At 44.3% G+C, this 24,499-nt stretch carries 22 protein-coding genes; 18 read left to right on the top strand and 4 right to left on the bottom strand.

Going from position 1 to position 24,499, the window contains the following annotated elements:
* Positions 1 to 52: 52 nt before the first annotated feature.
* Both GTQ38_RS03185 and GTQ38_RS03180 read left to right on the top strand, forming a co-directional pair.
* On the top strand, positions 53 to 1,693 hold the full coding sequence (locus GTQ38_RS03185; protein WP_238857760.1) for a LysM peptidoglycan-binding domain-containing protein: 1,641 nt from the start codon (positions 53 to 55) through the stop codon (positions 1,691 to 1,693).
* A 12-nt stretch (positions 1,694 to 1,705) separates the two neighbouring features.
* The gene (locus GTQ38_RS03180; protein ID WP_161433890.1) at positions 1,706 to 2,692 is read left to right on the top strand and encodes a DUF4837 family protein; all 987 of its coding nucleotides are present in this window, start codon (positions 1,706 to 1,708) and stop codon (positions 2,690 to 2,692) included.
* A 143-nt stretch (positions 2,693 to 2,835) separates the two neighbouring features.
* On the opposite strand, the gene GTQ38_RS21165 is transcribed toward GTQ38_RS03180, so the two are convergent.
* The 3 genes from GTQ38_RS21165 to GTQ38_RS03170 all read right to left on the bottom strand — a co-directional run bounded on the left by GTQ38_RS21165 (position 2,836) and on the right by GTQ38_RS03170 (position 6,657).
* Positions 2,836 to 3,006, bottom strand: coding sequence for a DUF6747 family protein (locus GTQ38_RS21165; protein ID WP_317169033.1), 171 nt, complete (start codon positions 3,004 to 3,006; stop codon positions 2,836 to 2,838).
* 230 nt (positions 3,007 to 3,236) lie between these two features.
* Positions 3,237 to 6,089, bottom strand: a complete 2,853-nt coding sequence (locus GTQ38_RS03175) for an OmpA family protein (protein ID WP_238857759.1) — start codon at positions 6,087 to 6,089, stop codon at positions 3,237 to 3,239.
* Between the two features lie 382 nt (positions 6,090 to 6,471).
* Positions 6,472 to 6,657 carry a twin-arginine translocase TatA/TatE family subunit gene (locus tag GTQ38_RS03170; protein WP_161433889.1) on the bottom strand — a complete coding sequence of 62 codons (186 nt, stop codon included), beginning with the start codon at positions 6,655 to 6,657 and terminating at the stop codon, positions 6,472 to 6,474.
* A 198-nt stretch (positions 6,658 to 6,855) separates the two neighbouring features.
* On the opposite strand from GTQ38_RS03170, the gene GTQ38_RS03165 reads away from it, so the two are divergent.
* Positions 6,856 to 7,725 (top strand): M23 family metallopeptidase, encoded by an 870-nt coding sequence (locus GTQ38_RS03165; RefSeq protein ID WP_161433887.1) that lies wholly within the window; start codon positions 6,856 to 6,858, stop codon positions 7,723 to 7,725.
* Between the two features lie 5 nt (positions 7,726 to 7,730).
* The gene (locus GTQ38_RS03160) at positions 7,731 to 9,227 is read left to right on the top strand and encodes a GH3 auxin-responsive promoter family protein (RefSeq protein ID WP_161433885.1); all 1,497 of its coding nucleotides are present in this window, start codon (positions 7,731 to 7,733) and stop codon (positions 9,225 to 9,227) included.
* Positions 9,228 to 9,236: 9 nt separating this feature from the next.
* Here GTQ38_RS03160 and GTQ38_RS03155 read toward each other — a convergent pair whose 3' ends face one another.
* On the bottom strand, positions 9,237 to 10,577 hold the full coding sequence (locus tag GTQ38_RS03155) for a hypothetical protein (RefSeq protein WP_161433883.1): 1,341 nt from the start codon (positions 10,575 to 10,577) through the stop codon (positions 9,237 to 9,239).
* A 183-nt stretch (positions 10,578 to 10,760) separates the two neighbouring features.
* On the opposite strand from GTQ38_RS03155, the gene GTQ38_RS03150 reads away from it, so the two are divergent.
* From GTQ38_RS03150 to GTQ38_RS03085, 14 genes are all read left to right on the top strand, one after another.
* Positions 10,761 to 12,452, top strand: a complete 1,692-nt coding sequence (locus GTQ38_RS03150; RefSeq protein WP_161433881.1) for a DUF6909 family protein — start codon at positions 10,761 to 10,763, stop codon at positions 12,450 to 12,452.
* Entirely contained in the window at positions 12,453 to 13,454 is a 1,002-nt protein-coding gene (locus GTQ38_RS03145) for a hypothetical protein (RefSeq protein ID WP_161433879.1), read from the top strand.
* A gap of 30 nt (positions 13,455 to 13,484) precedes the next feature.
* On the top strand, positions 13,485 to 14,528 hold the full coding sequence (rfbB, locus tag GTQ38_RS03140) for a dTDP-glucose 4,6-dehydratase (RefSeq protein WP_161433877.1): 1,044 nt from the start codon (positions 13,485 to 13,487) through the stop codon (positions 14,526 to 14,528).
* 27 nt (positions 14,529 to 14,555) lie between these two features.
* Positions 14,556 to 15,425: a glucose-1-phosphate thymidylyltransferase RfbA gene (rfbA, locus tag GTQ38_RS03135; RefSeq protein ID WP_161433875.1), complete on the top strand. Its 870-nt coding sequence runs from the start codon at positions 14,556 to 14,558 to the stop codon at positions 15,423 to 15,425.
* Positions 15,422 to 15,967, top strand: coding sequence for a dTDP-4-dehydrorhamnose 3,5-epimerase (rfbC, locus tag GTQ38_RS03130; RefSeq protein ID WP_161433873.1), 546 nt, complete (start codon positions 15,422 to 15,424; stop codon positions 15,965 to 15,967). Before rfbA ends, rfbC begins: the two co-directional genes overlap by 4 nt.
* Positions 15,964 to 16,842: a dTDP-4-dehydrorhamnose reductase gene (gene rfbD, locus GTQ38_RS03125; protein ID WP_161433872.1), complete on the top strand. Its 879-nt coding sequence runs from the start codon at positions 15,964 to 15,966 to the stop codon at positions 16,840 to 16,842. The genes rfbC and rfbD overlap by 4 nt, the downstream gene beginning before the upstream one ends.
* Positions 16,843 to 16,844: 2 nt before the next feature.
* Positions 16,845 to 17,405: an acyltransferase gene (locus GTQ38_RS21160; protein WP_161433870.1), complete on the top strand. Its 561-nt coding sequence runs from the start codon at positions 16,845 to 16,847 to the stop codon at positions 17,403 to 17,405.
* Entirely contained in the window at positions 17,402 to 18,088 is a 687-nt protein-coding gene (locus GTQ38_RS03115; protein WP_161433868.1) for a cytidylyltransferase domain-containing protein, read from the top strand. The genes GTQ38_RS21160 and GTQ38_RS03115 overlap by 4 nt, the downstream gene beginning before the upstream one ends.
* Positions 18,078 to 19,091 (top strand): N-acetylneuraminate synthase family protein, encoded by a 1,014-nt coding sequence (locus GTQ38_RS03110; RefSeq protein ID WP_161433866.1) that lies wholly within the window; start codon positions 18,078 to 18,080, stop codon positions 19,089 to 19,091. The genes GTQ38_RS03115 and GTQ38_RS03110 overlap by 11 nt, the downstream gene beginning before the upstream one ends.
* A gap of 36 nt (positions 19,092 to 19,127) precedes the next feature.
* Complete coding sequence (locus tag GTQ38_RS03105) at positions 19,128 to 20,243, top strand: class I SAM-dependent methyltransferase (RefSeq protein WP_161433864.1); 1,116 nt, start codon at positions 19,128 to 19,130, stop codon at positions 20,241 to 20,243.
* A gap of 115 nt (positions 20,244 to 20,358) precedes the next feature.
* Entirely contained in the window at positions 20,359 to 21,729 is a 1,371-nt protein-coding gene (locus GTQ38_RS03100; RefSeq protein WP_161433863.1) for a glycosyltransferase family 2 protein, read from the top strand.
* A complete protein-coding gene (locus GTQ38_RS03095; RefSeq protein WP_161433861.1) occupies positions 21,713 to 22,951 on the top strand; it encodes an oligosaccharide flippase family protein in 1,239 nt (412 codons plus the stop codon). The genes GTQ38_RS03100 and GTQ38_RS03095 overlap by 17 nt, the downstream gene beginning before the upstream one ends.
* Positions 22,944 to 23,924, top strand: coding sequence for a polysialyltransferase family glycosyltransferase (locus GTQ38_RS03090; protein ID WP_161433859.1), 981 nt, complete (start codon positions 22,944 to 22,946; stop codon positions 23,922 to 23,924). The genes GTQ38_RS03095 and GTQ38_RS03090 overlap by 8 nt, the downstream gene beginning before the upstream one ends.
* 33 nt (positions 23,925 to 23,957) lie before the next feature.
* Entirely contained in the window at positions 23,958 to 24,494 is a 537-nt protein-coding gene (locus GTQ38_RS03085; protein WP_161433857.1) for a hypothetical protein, read from the top strand.
* Positions 24,495 to 24,499 lie beyond the last annotated feature (5 nt).

Here is a 24,499-nt window from a genome sequence, read left to right as displayed (position 1 = left end):
GTTTCAGAAAAAAACACGATTTTCGTTAGCCCCACAACAAAGTTCCAGCTTTATGACCTTGTTTAAAAAACTAGCATTGCTGCTCCCGGCTATGGCTATGACCCTTCAGCTGGTTGCTCAAGATAAAGATTCTGTGGTAACCAAAGACAGCCTTGCCTTGTCTAAAATCCCCCTTATTCAGGATACTACTGCTATGGACCTCAAAGGGGTAGAACAGATGGAGTTGATGGCGGCTCCAAAGGGGTTAGCGGATAACCAGCTTATCGCAAATACCGAAAAAAGAGGATATAATTTAAAAGACAATCCCGAAGCCGCGAGATACGACAGTCTCTGGATGCGGGAGCTAGCGGCTAACGCCCCTCTTTTTGTTGAGATGTATGACGAAATTGCGAATTGGGAACCGGATAGTACCAGTGCCAACACTATTGATACGGAAGTACTTAAAGCCCGTCTGGCCAAACTAAACGAAAAAACACCTTTTGACATATCTTATAATCCATCTCTGGAGAATGTGATCAAGTCCTTTCTTACCCGAAAGAAAGACCTGATGGAGCGAATGCTCACCGCAAGTCAGTTTTATTTCCCTATGTTCGAGCAGGAATTGGATAATATGGACATTCCGCTGGAGATCAAGTATCTGTCCATAGTGGAATCCGCGTTGAACCCAAGAGCGAAATCCAGGGTTGGGGCAACCGGACTCTGGCAGTTTATGTACGGAACAGGCAGGATGTATAAGTTGGATGTAAGCAGCTACGTAGATGAACGAAGCGATCCCATAATGTCTACCAAAGCCGCCTGCCAATACCTTTCCAAACTCTATGAGATCTTTGGGGATTGGGACCTGGCCCTGGCTGCCTATAACTCAGGCCCGGGAAATGTAAATAAGGCGATCAGAAGATCCGGTGGCCATAAGAACTACTGGAATATCCGTAGGTTTCTCCCCAGGGAAACCGCGGGCTATGTACCGGCCTTTTTGGCTACCATGTACATTTTTGAGTATGCGGAGGAGCATGGCCTTAAAATGAAGAACGCGGAAAGGCCTTACTTCAATACGGATACCATTCGCATAAAACAACTAATCACTTTTGATCAGATTTCGGAATTGGTAGGGATCAGCGTGGAAGAGCTCAAGGTGCTTAATCCTTCCTACAAGCTGAATATTATTCCTAAGATTGAAGGGAAACCTTATTATTTAAGGCTGCCCTATGATGCGATGGGGAAGTTCGTGGCCAATGAAGAAGCGATCTACGCCCATGTAGAAAAAGAATTAAAAAGCAAGGAATCTCCTCTGCCTCAACTAGTCAAAGCTCAGGACAGGATCCGCTATAAGGTTCGTAGCGGGGACTATCTGGGTAAGATCGCTGAACGCTACGGAGTGGGAGTAAGCCAGATCAAAAGGTGGAACGGGCTTAGGAGTAATAACCTCAGAGTCGGTCAACGCCTGACAATTTTCCCCAGAAAACCATATACAGCAGTAGCTGCAAAAAAATCCAAACCCAAATCCGCAACAGCGGCTGCTACCTCCATTCCAAATGGTGCCAAAGTACATACAGTAAGAAAAGGAGACTCACTTTGGACGATTTCCAGGCAATATCCTGGAATTACTGTTGAAAATTTACGAGAATGGAACGGTATTCGCGGTAACAATCTACAACCAGGGACCAAACTTAAATTGTGTGATTGTTCATCGTAAAGCAGTCGGTATATGAAACATTTTGGAACACTAGCATTACTATTTTTTCTCATCCTTTCCTCTTCTTGTAAGGAAAAAAACAGAAAAGTTTATAAACCACAATCTCTTGGCGCGATCAATACGGTGGCCGTGGTCATGGAAAGCCATTTATGGGAAAGTGAGGTTGGCGATAAAGTCCGGGAACACTTTGCCTCCCCTATCGTAGGGATGCCCTGGGAAGAACCGCTCTTTAGCATTGATTACATGCCTCAAAGGGTGTTTACCGGGACCACCAGACACCGCAGGGCGGTATTGTTCGTAAGCCTGGATTCTCTGAATGTGGCGCATATCAAAACGGATCTGTACGCTACCCCTCAAAAGATTGCCGTGATCAAGGGCACAGACCGGCAGGAACTCATAGATAATATAGAGCAAAATGCCAATCAGATCATCGCCTCCTTTCGCAATACGGAGATCGCAGAGGCTCAAGAGCGTTTTAAGCGATCCTTGAATAAGGACAAAGCCCTTGAAGAAAAGTTTGGGATAAAACTGAATTTCCCCTCCCTCTTTAAAGTTGGCAAGCAGGAAGATAACTTTGTTTGGATAGATATGGAGATCCCTAAGGGAACCATGAACATTATTGCCTATGAAATGCCTGGCAACAGTTTTGAAACGGATTCTACATTTGTTATGGACATTGTCCGGATGCGTGACTCTATAGGGGAGCGATATATCCCCGGACCGGATATTCCGGACAGGGTAACTTATATGATAACGGAAAAGGCCTTTGCGCCTTATGTCTTTGCAGCAACGATTGGGGATAAAAAGGCGGCCGAAGTTCGCGGTATCTGGGAAGTAAAGGGTTATCCCATGGCAGGTCCTTTCCTCACCTATATCATCAACGACAAGGAGAACAACCGAAAGATGGTTTTGGAAGGTTTTACCTTTGCACCGGCTACCAACAAAAGGGATTATATGTTTGAACTGGAAGCCATAATGAAAACGGTGCGGTTCAATTGATTTTATAAAACAAATGAATAAAAACCCGGGGTTTTGCCCCGGGTTTTTTATTGGCAATTGGCAGGAAATTTCCTTTATAGGACAAAAAAAGGCGCTTCTTATGAAGCGCCATCTGGTTGTTAGGTTGGTTTTTGTTTTTGGTCTTAATCAAAGGCGAAACCGGTTGCAACGCGGAACAAAAAAGCATAAAGCACAATAACAAAGCTCACGAAGCAAAACCAAGAGAACACTTTGAAGAAGTTCTTTACGATAGCATGCCCCAAATTTCTAAAGGCCTCCAGGTAAATTTCCTTAATAAGTAAGACGTGTTTCATTAGGTTAAGATTTAGTTTTTTTTAATGCATTTGGTTAGTATATATAACTGAAAATGCGGGGCTTAGGTATTTAGAAGTTGCGTTTTGTTGTGAAAGAAAGCAAAGGGGTTGTGAAAGTGAATGAATCTGCTCTGACCGTGGCTTTCGCAAGTCGGGGCGGGCAACAAAAAAGCCGCGGATCTTAGATCCGCGGCCTTGCTAAACAATACCATATTCCCCCAAATAGGTATCTACATGCTAACAATAATAAATTCTGAGCGTCTGTTCATCTGGTGTTTAGCACTGCTACATCTCACCGAACCATCACATTCGTTAAGCAGTCTCTCTTCACCATATCCTATGGCGCTTTCAATACGTTTTGGATCAATTCCTTTAGAGATCAGATAATCCCGGGTAGATTTAGCTCTTTGATCGGACAGGTACTTGTTATAGGCCCGCTTACCGCGTGAGTCCGTATGGGATTCTATCCGGATGACCATGTCCTGGTATTCGTTCATAACCTCAACCAGCTTATCCAGTTCTTTAGAAGCGTCTGATCGGATATAGTGCCTGTCAAAGTCAAAATAGATCATCTCCGTCTTAAGCTTTTTGATTCCGTCTTCAATGGCGATAAGCTCTTTCAATCTTTCCATGGACACTTGTGCCTCTACCAATTCATTATCCCTGGTTGTAATCAGCTGTTCGTTATCAAAATAATCGCCCTTAACGGTTTTCAGCGTATATTTTGTATTGCTGTCTAAGTCTTCAAATACAAAGCTTCCGTCTTCTCCGGTTACAATTTCCTTAAGTTTGCGGTTGTTCTCATCGAGCAGCATTACCAGAGCCTCCGGCATTACCTCCCCGCTTACGAGTTCTGTAACCACACCTGCTATGGCATTTTTATTGGCTTCTTCCGGGATCAGGCGTTTAAAGGAATAGATATCATCGTCTCCCTTACCTCCCCGTCGGTTAGAGGCGAAAAAACCTTTTTGAGTCTCTTCGTTGATGATGTATGAGAAATCATCCACCTTACTATTTACCGGTTTCCCGATATTCCGTACCCCACCAAAACCATTCTCTTCATCCAGGGTGGCCTCATAAATATCCAATCCACCTATTCCAACATGCCCGTCCGAAGAGAAATACAGTTTCCTGTCACTAATGAAAGGAAACATTTCCCTGCGTTCCGTATTGACCTCGGGACCAAGATTCCGGGGTTCCGAAAACTGCCCGTCGTCCAAAATATCAACCACAAAAATATCGGTCTCCCCTATGCTGCCAGGCATATCTGAGACAAAATACAACTGCTTGCCGTCCGGGCTCAATGCCGGATGTCCGGTTGAATAACTATCGCTGTTAAAAGACACTTCCCTGGCTTCCGTCCATTCGCCATCTCGCTTGGTAGACATGTAAATTTTCAAATGGTTAATGCCATTTTTATCTCTTTTCAGTTTCTTTCCATAATTGTTCCGGGTGAAATACATGGTCTCATTATCCGGAGAAAAGGCCACTGAAGCCTCGTGGTATTTGGTATTGATCTTTTTGGAAAACTTCACCGCATTTCTCACCTCATCGGATTCCTGATTGATCTTGGCAACATACAGGTCTAAATAGGGTTGGTTATTCCATTTATACCGTCTGGTAGAAAAAAATGAGGAATCCATGGCAGAAGCGAAAACCACCTTGTTTTCACTGTAGAACATAGGAGCAAAATCTGAGTATTCTGAGTTTACCGCGATATTTTTGATACTAAAGTTTTCCTCGGTTCCCAGGATATTATCCAAAACCTTTTCGTTTTTTGCTCTGCTGTACCTGTTTAGGGCAGCGGCTTCTTCCTTGGCCATCTGACGGTTGTACAGCCGCATTAATCTTTTAGCCCTGCTGTATTTACCCGTGCCTTTTAATGAATGGGCGTATTTGAACAGGTTGTCCGCAGACATCTCCTCCTTGTGCCTGGAATACAATATGTCATACCAGTAATAGGCACGCTCCATATTCGTATTGAAATAGTGCGAATCCCCGGCCTTTTGTATGACCTCAAAATGAGGTTCATTTTCGTTCTGGCTCAAAAATAGTTCGTAGAGTTCTGCAGCCTCAGCATACCACATTTTGGCAAAATACTGATCTGCCTTTTCCAATAGTTTGTCATTTAGCGGTTTGCCGGAAGATCTTTTGTTGAAGCGCCCCTTCTTTTCTGCCTGATTTGCAACTGGTCTATTGTCTTTCTCAGCCGCATTTTCGCTATCCGCCTTTTCCATACTCGAAATTAGCTCGGCAATCTCTCTTTCCGGCAGGCCAACTTTCAATATCCAGGTCTTGCCCTTATAGGATTTTTTACTTTTTGAAGTGTTCTGGGCAATCGCCTCTCGCCAGTCCTTATGAAAATTCAGGTAAACGTAGTGCATGCCGCCTCCGGGGTTGAATAGGGTCCCGGAATTAAATCTTTTCCTCTTTAATCCGTGGGCAAATCGCGAAGCATTCGAAGCCGCACCAAAAACTCCGGCTATAGTATAATAACCTTCATTGACACCTTTTATGGCCGCTATGCTGCGGTTTGCAATTTTTAGCCTTTTGGCTTCCGATTTAAAATCCGTTGCGTTTTTGGTGGACTTTACCTCAGTTGGCTCCGATGGGGTATTAGCAGACACAAGAGAAGGCTCTTCTGCAACCTGAAGTATCCATTTGGCCGCCTTGTGCTTACCTTCCAGGTTGGTAATACATCGGGAGATAGCTTCTTTCCAATCCCGTGAAAAATCCAGGGTGACGTAGTTTAAGTTGCTTTCCCGATGTCTGATTATCCTGGGACGCAGACCTTGTCTGCTAAGCTTCAGTACGGCTTTTTGCGCATTCTCTGGATTTCCAAAAACCCCGGCGACTATATAGTAGCCACTGGCAGCCATCTTAAAACCACTGAGTTTCCGGTTTGGGATCTTATGTTTTTTAGCAGCCCTGGTGAATTCATTTTCACCGGAATCCGTGTAGGCTGAAGCGCTAAGGTCTGTTCCCACATCGTGGCCGATGATTGGGGAATCCTTTGCAGCAAAGCTATTGACACACAGCAGCACCATGATCACGGAAAGTAGGCTGGTCAGAATTTTTCTCATCCGTTCGCTAAGACTTTTGGGGATAATCGTCTGTCCCGTTTTTTGGTTGGTTTCAGGTAATTGCCTGAAAATCAGAATTGATTAACTTCTAACGCCGAAAATAAGTGTTCTGATACTCCTGAATTATTTTTTGTTGTGAAAACAGGCATTTTTGTCGTGTACGACGAACTAATGTCTTTTTCCGATGAAATTGCAGGGGTTTTTAGGGAACTAATTGTGGTGTAGCACCTTATTTTATGGTAAACTATCGACAAACGGAACAAAGGTATTCCTCACAGGTCCGGGATCACAAATATAACGATAAGTATATTTTAAGATCGGGCAATAAAAAACATCTCCTAAGAGATGTTATAAGATTATGAAATGAAGGCGCACTGTTGGCCTACTGTTCTTTTTTCTCTTCGAGTTTATCATCCTCCTTGGAGGCATCCTTGAATTCCTTGATTCCGCTACCCAGTCCGCGCATCAATTCAGGAATTTTTTTGCCACCGAACAATAACAGCACCACCATTACGATAATCGCTATTTGCCAGGGTCCGATCGCTAAAAAGGTTAATAAAGATACCATGATGTAAAAATTTAATAGAAAACAAAGGTACTAAAAAAGTAATAAGTTACTGTTAATAGTAACGGCAACTTATATTTTTAATTGTTAAAGACTGTGATTTATATTTAAAACGTATCTATATTCATAGCGCCCTAGCACCGTGTTCTTATTTTTTGGTGAAAGAAGGGTTAGATTTATGTCGAATCTTATCTTTGTGAAATGGCCAAGAAGGGAAAAAAAAGAAAGGAAATAAAGCGGAAGCTCTTGCACAAGTATCGCCTGGTGATACTCAATGAGAGTACTTTCGAAGAAAAGATTTCCTTTAAGTTGAGCCGGCTCAATGTTTTTGTTACCGGTTCCCTCTTCATTATTGGCCTCATCGGCTTAACCACTTTACTAATTGCTTTTACCCCTTTACGGGAATACATCCCTGGTTATTCCTCTACAAAATTAAAGCGCCAGGCCACCGAATTGACCTATAAAACGGACTCCCTGGTGACTGTTCTAAATTATACCAACAGGTATTTGGATAATGTAAGAATGGTTCTCAAGGGGGATGTTGAAAATAACCAACTCAATCGGGATTCTCTTTTTGAACAGTTCAAAATAGATCCCTCCACAGTAGACCTTACGCCAATCCGGGAAGACTCATTGCTGCGCGCCGCCGTAGCCCTGGAAGATAAATACAATCTCTTTGAAAGAAACCTGGAGAATAGAAGTATGGTGTTGTTCTCTCCATTAGGCGGTTCAATAACCCAGGGATACGACGCGGAGAAAAAGCACTATGCGGTTGATGTGGCCGCAGCAATAGAAACCCCCATAAAAGCCGTGGCCAACGGCATAGTGATCTTTGCAGAATGGACCGCAGACACGGGCTACGTAATCATAATGGAACACGACAATAACCTTACCTCAGTTTATAAGCACAATGGATCTCTGAACAAGTCCCAGGGAGATATTGTTCAGGCGGGAGAAGTGATAGCTTCCGTTGGAAATACCGGAGAGCTGACCACCGGCCCCCATTTGCACTTTGAACTCTGGAGTAATGGAAGTCCGGTAAATCCGCTGGATTACGTCGATTTCAAATAGGGAATATGTCTTTAAAATCTTTTGCAGCCCGGATATTCGCCAAAAATATTGCCAGGAAAACTGCAAAATGGGCAGGCCAACCTCTTAAAACCCAGGAAAAGGTCTTTCAAAACCTGATCCGTACCGCCAGCAACACCAAATTTGGTCAGGATCATAATTTTGGTGGTATAACTTCTTATGCGGATTTTGCAAAACAGGTTCCCGTCAGGGATTACGAAGGTTTGCGCAGCTATGTGGACCAGGTTGTATCCGGATCCGAGTCCGTGCTTTGGCCGGGAAAACCCATCTATTTTGCCAAGACTTCCGGAACCACTTCCGGCAGCAAGTATATCCCCATAACCAAAGCCTCCATAAAAGAGCAGGTATTGGCATCCAGGAACGCTATCCTGAACTATATTCATGAAACAGGGAAAACCGACTTTGTCAATGGCAAGTGGATATTCCTTCAGGGAAGTCCGGAATTACAGGAGAAAAATGGCATTAAACTGGGAAGGCTTTCGGGCATATCCGCTCACTATGTTCCGTCTTATCTTCAAAAGAACAGGCTTCCGAGTTGGGAAACCAACTGTATAGAAGATTGGGAAACCAAAGTAAATGAAATCGTGAAGGAAACGGAAAATGAGAATATGACCCTTATAGCCGGCATTCCTTCCTGGGTGCAGATGTATTTTGAGAAGCTGAACGCCAAATCCAACAAAAAGGTGAGCGAAATTTTCCCGAATTTCCAACTCTTTATCTATGGTGGAGTAAACTACGCGCCCTATAAGACCAAGTTTGAAAACCTGATCGGGAAACCGGTAGACAGTATTGAATTGTTTCCGGCAAGCGAAGGCTTCTTTGCCTACCAGAATTCTCAGTCGGAGGAAGGTATGCTGTTGCTGTTGGATGCGGGGATCTTTTATGAGTTTATTCGCTCGGATGAATTTTTCGACGAGAATCCCCAAAGACTGACTTTAAAGGATGTGGAGACTGGTACAGACTATGTAATGATCATCTCTACCAATGCCGGACTCTGGGCTTATAACCTGGGAGATACCGTTCGGTTTACTTCGGTAAAGCCTTATAAGGTGGTTGTTTCAGGACGTATCAAACATTTTATTTCCGCCTTTGGGGAGCATGTAATTGCCAAGGAAGTGGAACAGGCCATGCAGGAAGCGCTTACAGCTACCCGGGCAAGTGTCAATGAATTCAGCGTGGCCCCCAAGATCACCCCCGATGAGGATGAATTGCCCTATCACGAGTGGTTCGTGGAGTTCGAATCCCTGCCTGAAGACATGGACAGGTTCAGAGAGCTCCTGGATCTGTCCCTTCAGAAACAGAACAGCTACTATTTCGATCTTATCGATGGGAAAATACTTCAAAGATTAAAAGTGACCCCGGTCCGGGTTGGAGGTTTTAGAGCCTATATGAAATCCATAGGAAAATTGGGTGGGCAAAATAAGGTACAACGCCTGGCCAATGACCGCAAGGTAGCCGATGGCCTACAGGAATTTGTTCAATAAGGAAGCGACTTAATTCTCCGGCTCGTCAAATACCCATTTATCCGCGTACATCCCGTAAACCAGTCCGAGCTCATTTTCAAATACGTATTTTTCGTCCTTTCCCGGATCAAAATTCACATTGTACACGTATACCTTTAGCCCATTTTCCTTAAGTTTCAGCAGAAAATCTGTCTGGCTTGGGATGATCCTCCTGGAAACCGCAACATATTTTACTTTGTTGATCGCCAGATAGGCCATTTTGTCTCCTGAAAGTCTGGCCAATGGTTCCTGGGAGATCATGGAAGTAATGTTGTTCTCAGCAGCTTCTTCAATGGCCAAGGGGCTAAAGAGCTCCATAATCAGCCGGTCACGGAATTGGAACTGATCCGCAAATCTAATGGGGTCGTCTACCTTATCCGTAATAAGAATCGCATCCGGGTGTGCGGCAAACCATTGGTTGATCCTCTTCATGTCCAGGGTAGTGTATTTGCCATAGATCTTATGCTTTAGGAATTCAGCATGGCTTACAGGCAGCGAGCCGCTGTAATCTGTAAATCTTGCCCACATTTTCCAATCGTGGGCCGCTACGTATTTCCCGTCTGAAGTCTCAATGATATCGAGCTCAAAAAGGCGAAACCCTTTTTTGTAGTTTTCGTCAAGGGCTTCACGGGAATTCGTTGATTTCACTCCGTTTACCTCACCTGCCGCATGGGCAATATACCGATCAGTACTGGGTTCAAAATCCCAGGAAGGCTTAGGAAAATAGATGGTTTTATCATCCAGGCGCGCAGGAATAGCCAGGTCCAGATGAATAGATATATCATGAACTTTCTCAGAGATTTTTCCCCCAAAGTTATGGGCTGTATAGGCCTGGCGGTTAACCAGCTGGCTCAGGGTCTTAAAACCCATAGCCCCGATCTCCCCACTGAACTTTTGCAGGCTTTTGGAAGCTGAGTCATGCGCCAGGATCATATATGTGCCCTTTCCATTGACAAGGGCCTTCAATATTTTGAGGAATTCCGCGGCGGACTCTTCGCTGCCATAGGTGTCAAAGGTTTTAAATTCATAAGTGTTGGAGGTCTGAAAATGGATTACGGTAAGCCCCCTGTTGATCTGTTCGGACACTCCATTAATCGTAAAACTGCTTCGTTTTTTAGCGTTAAAGCTGTAACTGTTCAGGAGGATGTGGCCATCGTTAATCGCCGTGGCGTTTTTCGGATTGCTGATCTCCTTAGGCTGATCTACAGCATCTTTCGCGCTTACAGCAGTGATGCACAAAAAGCAAAGCATTAACGGCAAGATCATTTTTATCCCTGGTCCTTTCCAGGGCGTGCCATTAGCGATCGAAGGTATTCGGGCTTTGGGAAACATAGGTGTTTTAAACTTGGGTACTTTCAGAATATCAACGCAGAAGCCGCGCTCTTATTGTAGGTTTTGGCAGAGTCAGGCACTGTAATCGGGCATAGAACCCCTTAGACATTTCAGGGGCATTAGGGAATAATAATAACAGACGGGATAATATCATAAATATTAAATGTAATTTTGCCTCAATTTATGAATAGCGTTAAACACACCACTACAAGGGCCCAGGAGTCTACTAACGCCATAGAAAGGCTCTACATTACCATGCGCCACCTGTTCAACCGGGGGTTTTATAAGCCGATGGGAGTTTCCGGAGAAACGCTTAGAAACGCCCTTCTGCTGCTTCGCCCGGAGATTTACGGTTCCATTGCCGAAGAAAAAGCGGAACTCAATGGGTTGATCTATGTATTGGAGCGACTTCCCGAAGGTATTGAACAGTGCAGATTCATAAACCTGACCTCCGATGAAGGCTATACACATTCCCACTTTAAGCCTATCATACCGCCAAAAAGACGTAGGAATTGTTACCGCATAGATGAGGAACAGATGAATATTGAGATTACCCGAGGGCGCTCAGACATCTATGATATTCTGACACACCTCACCTTTTTGTTCATTGAAGCTCAGAAGATCTGCAACAAGGTACTTATAGAGGATTCGGATAGAACTATCCGGGATTGGCAGAAACTGGAGGAAGCCATAAAACAGGAAAAGCTCAGTCAGGCTGCCAGGGAAGTAGCCCTTATCCATACGGCCAATATTTTAGGAAGACCTTTTCAGGAGGTACTGGAAGTATACCAAAATCTCGCCACCAAAACTGATCCGGAGCGTTTCCTGAAAATTATTTATTGGCTGGGAAAACTGGCCATAGATGAAGAGGTTGGTGGTGAAAAGCGGACCATAACCTTCAGTGCCCTGCTTAGGGAGCGCCTGGGGCACCATATTCACGGGGACCGATGGGCGAATACTATCAAAGAAACCCTCATCAAAAAAAGTTTGCTCAACAGACCTGTACATATTATCAGTGCTAATATGCACAGCGTGGTAAATTCCCTGTATGCCAGGAAATCGCTTAACAAGGAGTTTCCTAACAACGGGTCTCTGGAAATTTACGAGGCACTTAGCTCACCGAAAAATGAGCATTTGCGAAAAAAGGTCATAGCAACCGCCAAGCGAAACGGCATGATATCCATTGACGATCTGTCGGGGACCAATATTGATGTTCAGATCTTTGATATGGCCAAATTGGGTAAGGATGCCTGTTGTTACGAGTTGGCACAGGAACTTCCGGATGATAAAAAACCTGTTATCTTTGTTATGGATTACGCTTTTGGAGAGCAGGCCTACGAGACTATTGACGAGTTGCTGAAGCCTTACCGGCCAGAAAAAGGAGAGCCGGTTTTCCTGGATATCGCCTCCATTTCCATCATGGGCAAGGCTGGGATCCTGGAGGGTGGCAAGGGAGATCTGATGATACCCTCAGCACACATTTTTGAAGGTACTGCAGATAATTATCCGTTTAAAAATGAACTTTGTGCTGAAGACTTTGAAGGATATGGGCTTAAGGTTTTCGAAGGAACTATGGTAACAGTTTTGGGGACTTCACTGCAGAATAAGGATATTTTGGAGTTTTTTCACCAATCCACCTGGGGAGTTATCGGCCTGGAAATGGAAGGTGTTCATTACCAGAAGGCCATTCAGTCCGCTTCCAAAATACGAAAGAGCATACGGGAAGACGTGAAGGTCCGCTATGCATACTACGCCTCGGATAATCCTCTGGAAACAGGAAGCACCCTGGCATCAGGAGGCCTTGGAACGGCAGGGGTAAAACCTACCTATTTGATCACAGACAAGATTCTAAAGCAAATATTCAATTCAAAATAAATGGAGAGTCAAACACCTGCAAATCCTAAAAATCCATCTGAAGAAATAGACCTGGGGCAGCTCTTTAACCTGATCGGAAGAGGATTCAACAGATTGTTCAACGTCTTCCTGAGACTTTTTATCTATCTGCGTCGCCACGGTATTAAGCTTGGTATTCTGGCAGTTATCGGATTGGCCGCAGGATTCGGGTTAAACCAGATCGTCACGAAAAAACTTAAGACGGAAGTTATTGTCAAACCCAACCTGGAAAGTCAGAACTATTTATACGATGTCATCGCCGAGATACAATCCAACATAGAAGCCAGGGACACTACTTTTTTTGCGGCTATTGGCATAAAGGCTGAAGAGATCAAAAAACTCAAGGTCGTTGTTGAACCGATGGAAAAGGAAGAGCAGGAGCGTACGGATCAGGACCTGAAATACCTGGAACTTCTGGAAAAGTATCGAACGGACATTTTGGTTGAAGATGTGGTAAGAACAGAGATCCTCAATAACACCAGCCTCAATCACAGGATCACATTTTTCTACAGATCCGCGGAAACCGGGCGGGAGAATGTCAGAAAAATAATGGATTACATAAACTCCAATGAGTATTTCAAAGAGTTAAGTGCCATTACGGTTGAAAATGCCAAAGAAAGGATGACTCAGAACCAGGGATTGGTGACCCAGATAGACGGACTTGTAGCCAACTATTCCCAAAGGATGTCCGAAAGCGGGACCCAGGGCGAAGGCAGGATCATTCTGGATCAGGAAGAGCAACTGGATATTACCGGGCTTCTCAACCTGAAAAATGCCCTGATAAGGGATATCGAAAGAAAAAAATTAGAAATATTAAGGCAAAAAGGTGCTATCCGGGTCATAAATTTAGGAACAACACAGGCGGTGCAGAAGTCTTTTTTTGGTAAGAATATCGTACTTATTCCACTGGTCCTGATGGGAATCTATATCCTTATAGATCTGCTGAGGTACCTCAACCGAAAGGCCAATGAGTTTCAGAACTGAATTAATAACAAAGAATAATTACCCCAAGGCATGAATATATTGATTACCGGTGGTGCGGGATTCATAGGATCCCATGTGGTCCGCAGGTTCGTAAAAACCTACAAGGACTATAAGATCTACAATCTGGATGCACTCACCTATGCCGGAAATCTGGAGAATTTAAGAGACATTGAAGACGAACCGAATTACACCTTCATCAAAGGAGACATAACGGATGCCGCTTTCCTGAAGGAGATCTTCCGGGATTATCAGTTTGACGGAATTATCCACCTGGCAGCCGAATCTCATGTGGACCGCTCTATTACGGACCCCCTTGCCTTCGTGAGGACCAACGTCATGGGTACGGTTAACCTTCTGAATGCCGCCAGGGAATTGTGGGGAGCCGAGACAGAGGACAAACGCTTTTATCATGTTAGTACGGACGAGGTCTACGGCTCTCTTGGAGAGGACGGTTTGTTTTCGGAAAGTTCGCCATACGACCCGAATTCACCTTATTCTGCCTCCAAAGCCAGTTCGGACCATTTCGTTCGAGCCTATGGAGAAACCTACGGACTACCTTATGTAGTATCTAATTGCTCCAATAATTATGGCCCCAATCATTTTCCGGAGAAACTGATCCCGCTTTTCATCAACAATATCATCCACAACAGGCCACTGCCAGTATATGGTGATGGCAACTACACCAGGGACTGGCTTTACGTAAAGGACCATGCGGCGGCAATAGATCTGGTCTTTCATCAGGGCAGGAATGGAGAAACTTACAATATTGGCGGGTTCAACGAATGGAAGAATATCGATCTCGTAAGGTTGCTTTGCGATCTGATGGATAAGAAACTCGGAAGGGAAGCCGGCACTTCACAAAATCTGATCACTTATGTTAAAGATCGTCCCGGTCATGATCTGCGGTATGCCATAGACGCCGGAAAGATCAGTGGGGAATTGGGTTGGAAACCATCGGTGACTTTTGAGGAAGGCCTTGCACAGACGATAGACTGGTACCTGAACAACCAGGACTGGCTGGCACATGTTACCTCCGGGGAATACATGGAATACTATCAAAAAATGTATCAATAGGCTCTTGGCTTTTATGAATAGAATTAAATGAAAGGAATCATACTGGCAGGAGGTTCAGGAACACGCCTGCACCCTCTCACCCTCTCGGTAAGCAAACAGCTGATGCCGATCTATGACAAGCCCATGATCTACTACCCGCTTTCTACCCTGATGTACGCGGGGATACGGGAGATACTGATCATCTCTACCCCAAAAGACCTACCCCTTTTCAGGGACTTACTTGGAGATGGTAAAAAGTATGGTTGCCAGTTTTCCTATGCGGTACAGGAAGCGCCTAAAGGCCTGGCTGAAGCCTTTATTATCGGAGCTGATTTTATAGGGGATGATAAGGTGGCCCTGATACTGGGAGATAATGTTTTCTACGGATCCGGCCTGGCAAAACTGCTTCAGTCTAACAACGATCCGGACGGGGGGATCATTTACGCCTACCGGGTACATGATCCGGAAAGATATGGGGTTGTGGAGTTTGACAAAGAAGGTAAGGTGATCAGCATTGAAGAGAAGCCGGAAAAACCACGGTCTAATTATGCAGTCCCCGGAATCTACTTTTACGATAATGAGGTAGTCGGAATAGCGAAGAATATCAAACCAAGTCATAGAGGCGAACTCGAAATAACGGATGTGAACAAGGAATACCTGAAGCGGAAAAAGCTGCACGTAAGCATCCTGGACAGGGGTACAGCCTGGTTAGACACCGGGACCTTTCAATCCTTAATGCAGGCTGCACAGTTCGTGGAGGTCATAGAAGAAAGACAGGGGTTAAAGATCGGTGCTATAGAAGCGGCTGCCTACGAAATGGGATATATAGACCTGCAACAGTTCCGGGAATTGGCGGAACCACTGATGAAAAGCGGTTATGGAAAAAATTTGCTGGGTATTTTAAGAAAAGAAGGATGAAGGTCATAAAGACTCCACTTGAAGGATGTTTGATCCTTGAACCAAGGCTTTTTGAAGACGAAAGAGGGTATTTTTTTGAAAGTTACAATCAACGGGCATTTAGTGAGGCCGTAGGTCGGGATATCCGCTTCGTTCAGGACAACCAGTCTTTTTCAAAAAAAGGGGTTATACGTGCCTTGCACTATCAGACCGGGGAATTCGCTCAGGCAAAACTGGTCAGGGTAAGCCAGGGCCGGGTTCTGGATGTGGCCGTGGACCTCAGACCGGAGTCCCCCACCTTCGGACAACATTTTTCTATAGAGCTGAGCGAGGAAAACAACAAACAGCTTTTTATCCCAAAGGGGTTTGCACATGGCTTCGCGGTCTTGAGTGATACGGCGGATTTTTGCTATAAATGCGACAACTATTATGCCCCGGAATCAGAAGGCGGAATCATTTATAATGATCCCACATTGAATATCGATTGGGGTATTCCGGAGGAGGAACAGATTGTTTCACCCAAGGACGCTCAATTACCCCCATTTAAAGCCCTGGTAAAATGACAAAGATTCTGGTTACCGGTTCTGAGGGTCAGCTGGGCAAAAGTTTGCAGCACATCGCCCAAGATTATCCGCATTTGCAGTTCGTATTTACGGACCTGTCGGAACTGGATATTGCCAGCGCTGAAGCCGTGGATGAGTTTCTGAGGGATGGAGCTTTCGATTACTGTATAAATTGCGCAGCCTATACCAAAGTAGATCAGGCGGAAGAGGAGCAGGAACTGTCCAGCAGCATAAACGCTGACGGCTGCAAAAACCTGGCTTTGGCCTGTGCAAAGACGGCCTGCGTTTTGATCCAGATATCTACGGATTTTGTATTTGACGGCAATAAGGCGGAACCTTATACGGAAACGGACCGCCCGAACCCACTAAGCCATTACGGCAGCTCTAAGTTGCAGGGAGAACAGTATGTTCAGGATCTGCTCGACACCTATTTTATCATCAGGACTTCCTGGGTCTATTCGGAATACGGCCATAACTTTCTGAAGACGATGATACGGTTAAGCGGAGAAAGATCTGAATTGGGGGTGGTAGAAGACCAAATAGGATCGCCCACTTATGCCATGGACCTGGCAGGGTTCCTGCTGTATTTGATTCAAACCGGATCCACGGCTTACGGAATATATCATTACAGCAATGAAGGACAGATCAGTTGGTACGATTTTGCCAGGGAAATATTCAAACAAAGCGGAGCGGATATCCGGCTTAACCCCATTAGGACAGAAGACTATCCAACCGCGGCCCAAAGGCCAAAAAACAGTACCCTAAGCAAGGCCAGGACCAAAGCGGCTTTTGATATCGAAATTCCCAATTGGAAAGAGAGCCTTAGGGTCTGTCTGAATAATATGAATGTGCTATCGCAAAGGAAAAAGGTATAAAAATGAGTGAAGAAGGCAAGAGCCAACTTAGGAAACACTTAAAATTCACCTTACGGAACAGGTGGCGAAGCTTTTATCAGTCTACAAGACTGGGCAATCTTGGAAGCCGGGTCTTTATTGATAAGCAGGTTTCCCTGTTGCGTTTTCCTGGAAATATCAACATTGACGATGAGGTGGTCTTAAAACAGGGAGCCCAGATATGCGCCTGTAACTCTTCTGCGAAAATCAGCATTGGGAAACGTACTACCGTTGGGTTCTATACTTTCATTTACGCCTCGGAATCTATAGAAATTGGAGATGATTGCCTGATCGCACCCTTTGTCTATATTGTGGATAGCGATCACTCCATCGCCATGGGAGAACGGATCAATACCCAGGCTAACCAGACAGAGGGGATCAGCATCGGCAATGATGTCTGGATCGCGACTGGCGCAAAGATCCTAAAAGGGGTTACCATAGGTGAAGGAGCAGTGATTGCCGCCGGGGCGGTAGTCAAGGAAGATGTACCGGCATATGGTATTGTAGGCGGGGTTCCCGCAAAAGTAATCGGAAGTAGAAAATGACAGGGATAGCGATTTTATGCAGGTATAATTCCTCCCGCCTCCCGGGAAAGATCCTGAAGCAGATCAACGGCAAAGAGATACTGACCTACATTCTGGAACGGCTGAGCCCTCTTACCAGGGAATACCCTATAGTGGTCTGTACATCCACCGAATCCACGGATGACCCAATCGCAGATTTTTGCGCGGAATACGGAGTGAAATGCTTCAGGGGAGATCTGGATAATGTAGCCCTGAGATTCCTCAATTGTGCCCGTGAATATAATTTTGACCATATCGTTCGCATTAACGGAGACAACATTTTCCTGGATCCCTCGTTGATCGCACATATGATCTCTACCATTGAACAAGAGCAGTTCCATTTTATTTCCAACGTAAAAAACAGGACTTATCCCAAAGGCATGAGTGTGGAGATCGTGAATGTGGCTTTTTATGAAAAATGCTTTCCTTTTTTTCAACAGGACGACCTGGAACATGTTATGACCTACTTTTACCGGCAAGACGATGAGAAGATACACTTTGTTTACGATGCGGAAGGAGTAGGGCAAGGCTTGAATTTTGCCATAGATACACCCGAGGATTTTTCCAATGCCAGCAGTATAATCTCTTCTATGGAGAAGGATCATACGGCATATGGGTATCGGGAGATCATAGAGATATTTGAAAAGTTACAATATGAAGAATAATACCTGGAAAGGGAAACACGGGCCCTTATTGATCGCTGAGATAGGAGGAAATCACGAAGGAGATTTTGAGTATGCCCTGGCGCTTACCCGCCTTGCGATCGATTCTGATGTGGACTATGTAAAATTTCAGATCTACTCCGGAGACACCCTGGTAAGCAGGCTGGAATCTCCACAGCGAAATAAACATTTTAAGAAGTTTGAGTTAAGCCGGGAGCAATACATTCAGCTGGCTGAGTTGTGTGAGGCCAAAGGAGTAAAGTTCATGGCTTCTGTCTGGAATATAGATTATGTACCCTGGATCGATGAATTCAGTGATGTTTACAAGATCGGGTCCGGCGACCTTACGGCTTATCCGGTACTTAAAGGATTCGCAGAACTGGGCAAACCTCTTATATTGTCTACGGGCTTATCCACGCTGGAAGAGGTGATAGATGCGGTGCGATTTATACAGGACGCGAATGCCCGCTATAAGGACCCGGATTATCTGGCCGTGCTGCAATGTACCTCCATGTATCCCATTCCCTTTTCCGATGCCAATTTAGCCGTAATGGCCTCATTCCGGGAAGCGTTGGGTCTTCCCATTGGGTATTCGGATCATACAGAAGGAATGCAGGCACTGATCACCTCCTATGCCATGGGAGCGGAGATCCTGGAATTTCACTTTACCGATTCCAGGGAGAATAAGGAATTCAGGGATCACAAGGTTTCCCTGACCAAAGACGAGGTTCTGGAAATGATCCTTGAGATCAGGAAAATCCAGGACCTGAAAGGAGACCCGCTTAAGCGACCTCTGGAAGTTGAAGGAGATCATGTGATCAGTTTCAGGCGAGCGGTTTACCCCAGCGCAGATCTAAAAAAAGGAACCGTTCTTACGGAAGAAAACCTCACCGTATTAAGGCCGAACCATGGGATTGACGCCAGAGATTTCTATAAATTGATCGGAAAAAGATTAAAGGAAGATGTGAAAGAGCATCAAAAATTAAATTGGGATTACATTGAATAATTTAAATACTTTTGCGTAAAAATAAACATGCCTTTTATGAAATGGTTTAAAGAAAGTCCGTTATCCGCTACCCGGGATAAGAGCAAGGAAGTTTGGGTAAGAAAGAATTCCGAAGAAATGGAAGCTTTTCCCGTGGATCTCTATTTGGGAAAAAAGACGGACCTGTTGAAACTCAAAAAGAACATCGTTGAGAACATTAAAAATAAGGTTGAATACTATAACAAGTCCCGGAAGGAATTGTATTCGGGAGAAAACGAAGCAGTTGAAAGCTGCCCGATAACTGGTATTGCCACAGATCAGGCCGAGGAGATCGCCGATATTTACGGGGCCAAATATGTACAGACCCCGGATACTGGCCACGTCTATGTAAAAAACAGGCCAAGCAAAAAGACCATCAACGATTTTTACCTGAATAACGTCACTTATGCCGCTACCTATACGGATAAATCTTCTGCGGAATCCAGGCTTAACTCCATTGCGGTGCCATGGGTGAACTGGACCATTGAAGTTTTTGAAAAGCAATACGGCAGAAAGCCAAAAAGTATTCTTGATGTAGGATCCGGTGCCGGGCACTTCGTAGAGGCTTGCAGGCGCCAGGGAATCCAGGCAGAAGGGATAGAACTAAGTGAAAGCAGCCGTGATTTCGCCAAGGAAATATGGGGCTTCGAAATGGACAGCAGGGATTTTATTGAGGCCGCCGCGGATTACGAAGGCTTCGATATTGTTACTTTCTGGGGCTTGCTGGAGCATACTCCTAATCCCGGAAGGATACTGGATGCCGCTTACCAGGTAGTTTCCAAAAGTGATGCAGGGATGGTAATTTCCAAGCTTCCCCGCTGGGACTCCCTGAGTTCCGCGATTCAACGTTTGAATCCGGAGACCATCATCCGCCATATAGACCCTATGGGCCACATTATGCTATTTACAGATGCTTCGGCGGCGGAGTTGTATTACCTGCACAAGTTTAAACCAATAGCAGCCTGGTACTACGGAATGGATGTTTACGAAACCCTGATGCAGATCGGGAACAGTACGGGAGATTATGGCGCTCTGGTCAATACCGGAGGTTTGCAGGTAGAGTTACAACAGTTTATTGACGAGGCACGCTTTTCGGACGGGCTTACCCTTGTAGGTGTTCCTTTCGATAATTAGTGCTCACTGAGGCAAGGCCTTGTTTAGGAGTATAAGCCAGAACCAAAGGCTGGATCCAGGCACTTTCTTTTCAGACGGAAAAGCAGGAATTTTAAGACTAAATTTTTGAATTCTTATGGTAAAACCGCTTATTACAGTCTATATAACGAATTACAATTACGAAAGATATATAGAGCAGGCGATACAGAGTGTTCTGAATCAAAGCTTTCAGGATTTCGAATTGCTTATCATAGATGATGGTTCTACAGACGACTCTAAAACCATTATCGAATCCTATTCTGACCATCCCAAAATTCAGGTGATCTATCAGAAGAACAAAGGGCTTAATATCACCAATAATATCGCCTTGAAACTTTCCAAAGGCAAGTATATCATGCGCCTGGATGCAGATGATTACCTGGATACGGAAGCGCTCAAAAAGATGGTGGATTACCTGGAGGCAGACCCTGAACTTGGCATGGTATTTCCGGATTATTACATCGTAGATTCCGGGAACAATATCGTGTCAGAGATCAAAAGGCACGATTTCAAAAAAGAGGTAACCATTTACGATCAACCGGCCCACGGGGCTTGTACAATGATACGTGTTAAGGCGATGAAGGCTGTTGGAGGTTACGATGAAAGCTATACCTGCCAGGACGGTTATGAACTTTGGATAAAATTCATCAGTAAATTCAAGGTTGCCAGCATCAATGAGACCCTCTTCAGCTACAGGCGACACAATAATAACCTTACCAACAATGAACTAAGGATACTGGATACCCGCTTGAAGATCAAAGATGCCTTTGTTCAAAGAGAGCGTATACCGTTGCCAAAGACCGCGGCTGTAATTCCGATAAGGCCAAATTACGACATAGCTCTTGAGAACTTTAACGGTTCTACCTTCTTAGATCGCAAAATAGCCAGCCTGCAGAGGGCCAAGAATATCTCAAAGATTATTGTGGCCTCGAGTGACCCTTTGATCGAAGAGCATATCAAAAAACAATACGGAGACGGAATTGATTTCTTCAGGCGTTCGGAGAAGATCGAAAGAATAAACATCTCACTCCTGGAAACCCTGGCTGCTATTCACAAATCCGGGATGATCGATTCCTGTTCAGCGGCCATGTTCTGTTCCGTCAATTATCCCTTTGTGGATGCCGGAATAATCAATGACGCGGTAAATACACTCTCCATCTTCAATGCCGATTCCCTAATTGGGGTAAGGCCGGAAGGAAACACCTTTTTCAGGCATACCGGCCAGGGAATGCAGGCCATCCTGAAACAGGACAGTTTTACCAGACTGGAAAGAGAATCGCTGTACAAGTACACCGGGGGGGTATTACTCACGAAAATCGAAACTGCCCTATCCACCAAAAAACTTATTCACGGGAATGTGGGCCATATCGTCATAAGCGAAAAGGCGGCTTTAAATGTGGAGTCGGCGTTCGAAAAGCAATTTTGCTTGTATCTGGTCAAAGAAAATGAGATTGAAGTGGTCGATTAAAAACTTGCTTCAAAGCGAACAAAGCCAAAACCTCATCCTTCGGGTATTTACGGTAGTAGCCAAATTTCTGCTCTCCATTCTTATTGTCAAAAAACTGGGCATCTATGAAATGGGGGTTTTTGGTATCTTCCAGACCACTGTAACCTTACTCATTTACCTTTTAGGCTTCGACTTTTACACTTATAACACCAGGGAAATTCTGAAACAGCAAGCCCGGGGTCTCAACTATTACCTGGTGAATCAGCTTTTCTTTCACGGACTGATTTACCTTTTGGTATTACCCGCGGTGATTTTTGTTTTCCTCTACAATGTGGTGGACTTTCAGTACATCTGGTTCTTTTACGGGATACTGGTTGCGGAACACTTGTCTCAGGAGCTGTACAGAATACTGATCGTTTTAAAAAGATCTGTGATCGCTTCGGCGGTACTATTCGTTCGCAGCGGACTTTGGATACTGCTGTTGTTATTGCTGTGGACGTTTAGTGATTTTGGAAGGACGATTAACTCTGTTCTGATACTGTGGCTTATAGGGGCAGTGATCTCAATTTTTATGGCCTTGAGATACGTTCCTTTTAAGCTGAACCTTAAGGAAATCGATACCAAATGGATACGGAAGGGCGTAATGATCTCCACCCCATTTTTTATTTCTACCATCTTCTACAAGATCATGGAGTTCTCCGGCCGCTATTTCCTGGATTACTTCAGCACTAAGGAGGCCGTTGGGATCTTTACCTTTTTCTATGGCATATCCAATGCGCTTTTTGTATTTGTCCACGCTACGGTGATCATAGTGATGTCGCCTCATATCATAGAGAGCGCAGGACAGGGAATAAAGAGTTTTAATACGGTTTTTGGAAGGTTCAGGAAGCAGGTACTCGTCAATACCGTAGTGGGATTTTTGATCGGCGCGGCCAGTATTTATCCCTTTCTTTATTTTTTTGACAGCCCTGAACTGTCAGAGAACAGTTTCGTTTTCTTCGTTTTGCTGATGGCCACCTTTTTCTTCTGCTGTTCTTATATCCCACATTATAAATTGTATGCCTTTAAACAGGACCACAAACTGTTGCAGGCGTCCGTATTAGGAGCTGTAATTAACCTTGGCAGTAATTTTTTGCTGGTCCCCAAATACGGTGTTATGGGTGCCGCGTTCGCCCAGATGCTCGGTATGCTGGCATTGTTCCTTATAAAGCAATTTCTATTTCAACGATCCCGACATGAGTGATTCCGTTCGCACCAATATTTTTATAGCGCATACCCCGCTGCAGAATTTTATAGCGTCCAAGATAGTAAAGCAGTACTTCAATGATAGCGGGATCAACAATATGCTTTATACAACTGTTGCTTGGAAAAATAAAGAGCACTTCAATAGCTATCATTTCATTAATAAAAACAGCTTTTTTAGCAAAACGGTCAATACCTATATGGCCAAAAAGGAAATAGGCAGGATATTAAAATCAAGACCTTGCAATCTTTTCATCCCACATACCAGTGCGCTTTTAGACAATTACTTTTTTTATAGCTTTCCCAGGGAGAAATACGGGGTTCGCATAAACTTTTACTACGAGGGAATTCTCTACTTCTACGAATATCACGAACCTTTTATTCCAAAAGTGCACTTAAAGAGAAAGTGGTTTGCGCTGTTGTGCGGTTTTGTGTACAAGAGGAACCCGACTATATTTCCTGAGGACAGTTCTGGCATATACAAGATCTACTCCATACTTCCTGAGTTTACTATTGGGCCAGCTGAAAAGATAACCAAAGTGTCTATCCTGGAAGAAGACTATATTGGTAAAGAAAATTGCGCTTTAATTATCGGAGGTAAGCCGAAAGCTCTGGACAATTCGGAAATGATATCGCTTTATGAACTCATGATTCAAAAGATTCTCTCTAACAAAAGGATAGACAAGATCTATTTTAAAGGACATCATGCAGACCAAACCACGAATTTTGAAGACGCCAATAAAGGCCTTCTAAAAGTTGATGACATCACCCAAAATAGTCCGGTAGAAGAAGTGATTGCCCGCTATAAGCCTTCTTTGGTAGTATCTTATCCCTCATCAGCTTTGGTTAGTTTAAAGTCGATGTACGAGGATAAAATTGAGATTTCGTCCTACTATATTGACGAAAAAAAGGAGCACCTGAACAAACTATGGCCTATCTTTGAGAAACTGCAAATTCAACTAACATTAATTTAAAAACTACCGCAAGTAGGGCATAATGCAAATGGCATGAGAGCAATAAGATTTAAAAAATGGATATTCCCCCTTATCTTAAGTTTGTTTTTGGCTGGAGCTTGCAAACAGTCTGGAAAATCAGGTTCTGATAAACCAGAACACGAGGATCAACTGGTTGTGCAACTTATTGTAAAGGTCAAACAGGACGACAAGCTTGAGCTGTATTATCGCAAAGGAAAAGAGACCTATAACTCTGAAAGAAGACTAGATGCTCCTATCAGAGGTTCCGAAGAATTCCAAACAGTCAATTTTGTCTTTGAAATCCTTGAGTTCCCATCTCACGTGAGAATAGACCTGGGAGAAAATCCACAACAACCCGAAATAGAAATACAACAATTGGCATTTAAGTACAACGAGGCTGAACACATTTTTACACCTGAGGAATTAAAAAAATACTTTAGACCTAATTCCTGGTTACAATTTGATTTTCAAACCCTATCAGGAAAAGGCCGGGTTGTTGATGGCAAATACGACCCGTTTTTGTCGTCAAATGAGATCTCTTATTTCGTGAACAAATTAATCCTATATTAATGCCG

Source organism: Poritiphilus flavus (assembly GCF_009901585.1).
GTDB lineage: Bacteria > Bacteroidota > Bacteroidia > Flavobacteriales > Flavobacteriaceae > Poritiphilus > Poritiphilus flavus.
This window is presented reverse-complemented; position numbering and strand designations above follow the sequence as displayed.

Coding starts and splice junctions, on each gene's coding strand:
- GTQ38_RS03185 (WP_238857760.1), top strand. CDS start 53: ATGACCTTGTTTAAAAAACTAGCATTGCTGCTCCCGGCTATGGCTATG.
- GTQ38_RS03180 (WP_161433890.1), top strand. CDS start 1,706: ATGAAACATTTTGGAACACTAGCATTACTATTTTTTCTCATCCTTTCC.
- GTQ38_RS21165 (WP_317169033.1), bottom strand. CDS start 3,006: ATGAAACACGTCTTACTTATTAAGGAAATTTACCTGGAGGCCTTTAGA.
- GTQ38_RS03175 (WP_238857759.1), bottom strand. CDS start 6,089: ATGAGAAAAATTCTGACCAGCCTACTTTCCGTGATCATGGTGCTGCTG.
- GTQ38_RS03170 (WP_161433889.1), bottom strand. CDS start 6,657: ATGGTATCTTTATTAACCTTTTTAGCGATCGGACCCTGGCAAATAGCG.
- GTQ38_RS03165 (WP_161433887.1), top strand. CDS start 6,856: ATGGCCAAGAAGGGAAAAAAAAGAAAGGAAATAAAGCGGAAGCTCTTG.
- GTQ38_RS03160 (WP_161433885.1), top strand. CDS start 7,731: ATGTCTTTAAAATCTTTTGCAGCCCGGATATTCGCCAAAAATATTGCC.
- GTQ38_RS03155 (WP_161433883.1), bottom strand. CDS start 10,577: ATGTTTCCCAAAGCCCGAATACCTTCGATCGCTAATGGCACGCCCTGG.
- GTQ38_RS03150 (WP_161433881.1), top strand. CDS start 10,761: ATGAATAGCGTTAAACACACCACTACAAGGGCCCAGGAGTCTACTAAC.
- GTQ38_RS03145 (WP_161433879.1), top strand. CDS start 12,453: ATGGAGAGTCAAACACCTGCAAATCCTAAAAATCCATCTGAAGAAATA.
- rfbB (WP_161433877.1), top strand. CDS start 13,485: ATGAATATATTGATTACCGGTGGTGCGGGATTCATAGGATCCCATGTG.
- rfbA (WP_161433875.1), top strand. CDS start 14,556: ATGAAAGGAATCATACTGGCAGGAGGTTCAGGAACACGCCTGCACCCT.
- rfbC (WP_161433873.1), top strand. CDS start 15,422: ATGAAGGTCATAAAGACTCCACTTGAAGGATGTTTGATCCTTGAACCA.
- rfbD (WP_161433872.1), top strand. CDS start 15,964: ATGACAAAGATTCTGGTTACCGGTTCTGAGGGTCAGCTGGGCAAAAGT.
- GTQ38_RS21160 (WP_161433870.1), top strand. CDS start 16,845: ATGAGTGAAGAAGGCAAGAGCCAACTTAGGAAACACTTAAAATTCACC.
- GTQ38_RS03115 (WP_161433868.1), top strand. CDS start 17,402: ATGACAGGGATAGCGATTTTATGCAGGTATAATTCCTCCCGCCTCCCG.
- GTQ38_RS03110 (WP_161433866.1), top strand. CDS start 18,078: ATGAAGAATAATACCTGGAAAGGGAAACACGGGCCCTTATTGATCGCT.
- GTQ38_RS03105 (WP_161433864.1), top strand. CDS start 19,128: ATGAAATGGTTTAAAGAAAGTCCGTTATCCGCTACCCGGGATAAGAGC.
- GTQ38_RS03100 (WP_161433863.1), top strand. CDS start 20,359: ATGGTAAAACCGCTTATTACAGTCTATATAACGAATTACAATTACGAA.
- GTQ38_RS03090 (WP_161433859.1), top strand. CDS start 22,944: ATGAGTGATTCCGTTCGCACCAATATTTTTATAGCGCATACCCCGCTG.
- GTQ38_RS03085 (WP_161433857.1), top strand. CDS start 23,958: ATGAGAGCAATAAGATTTAAAAAATGGATATTCCCCCTTATCTTAAGT.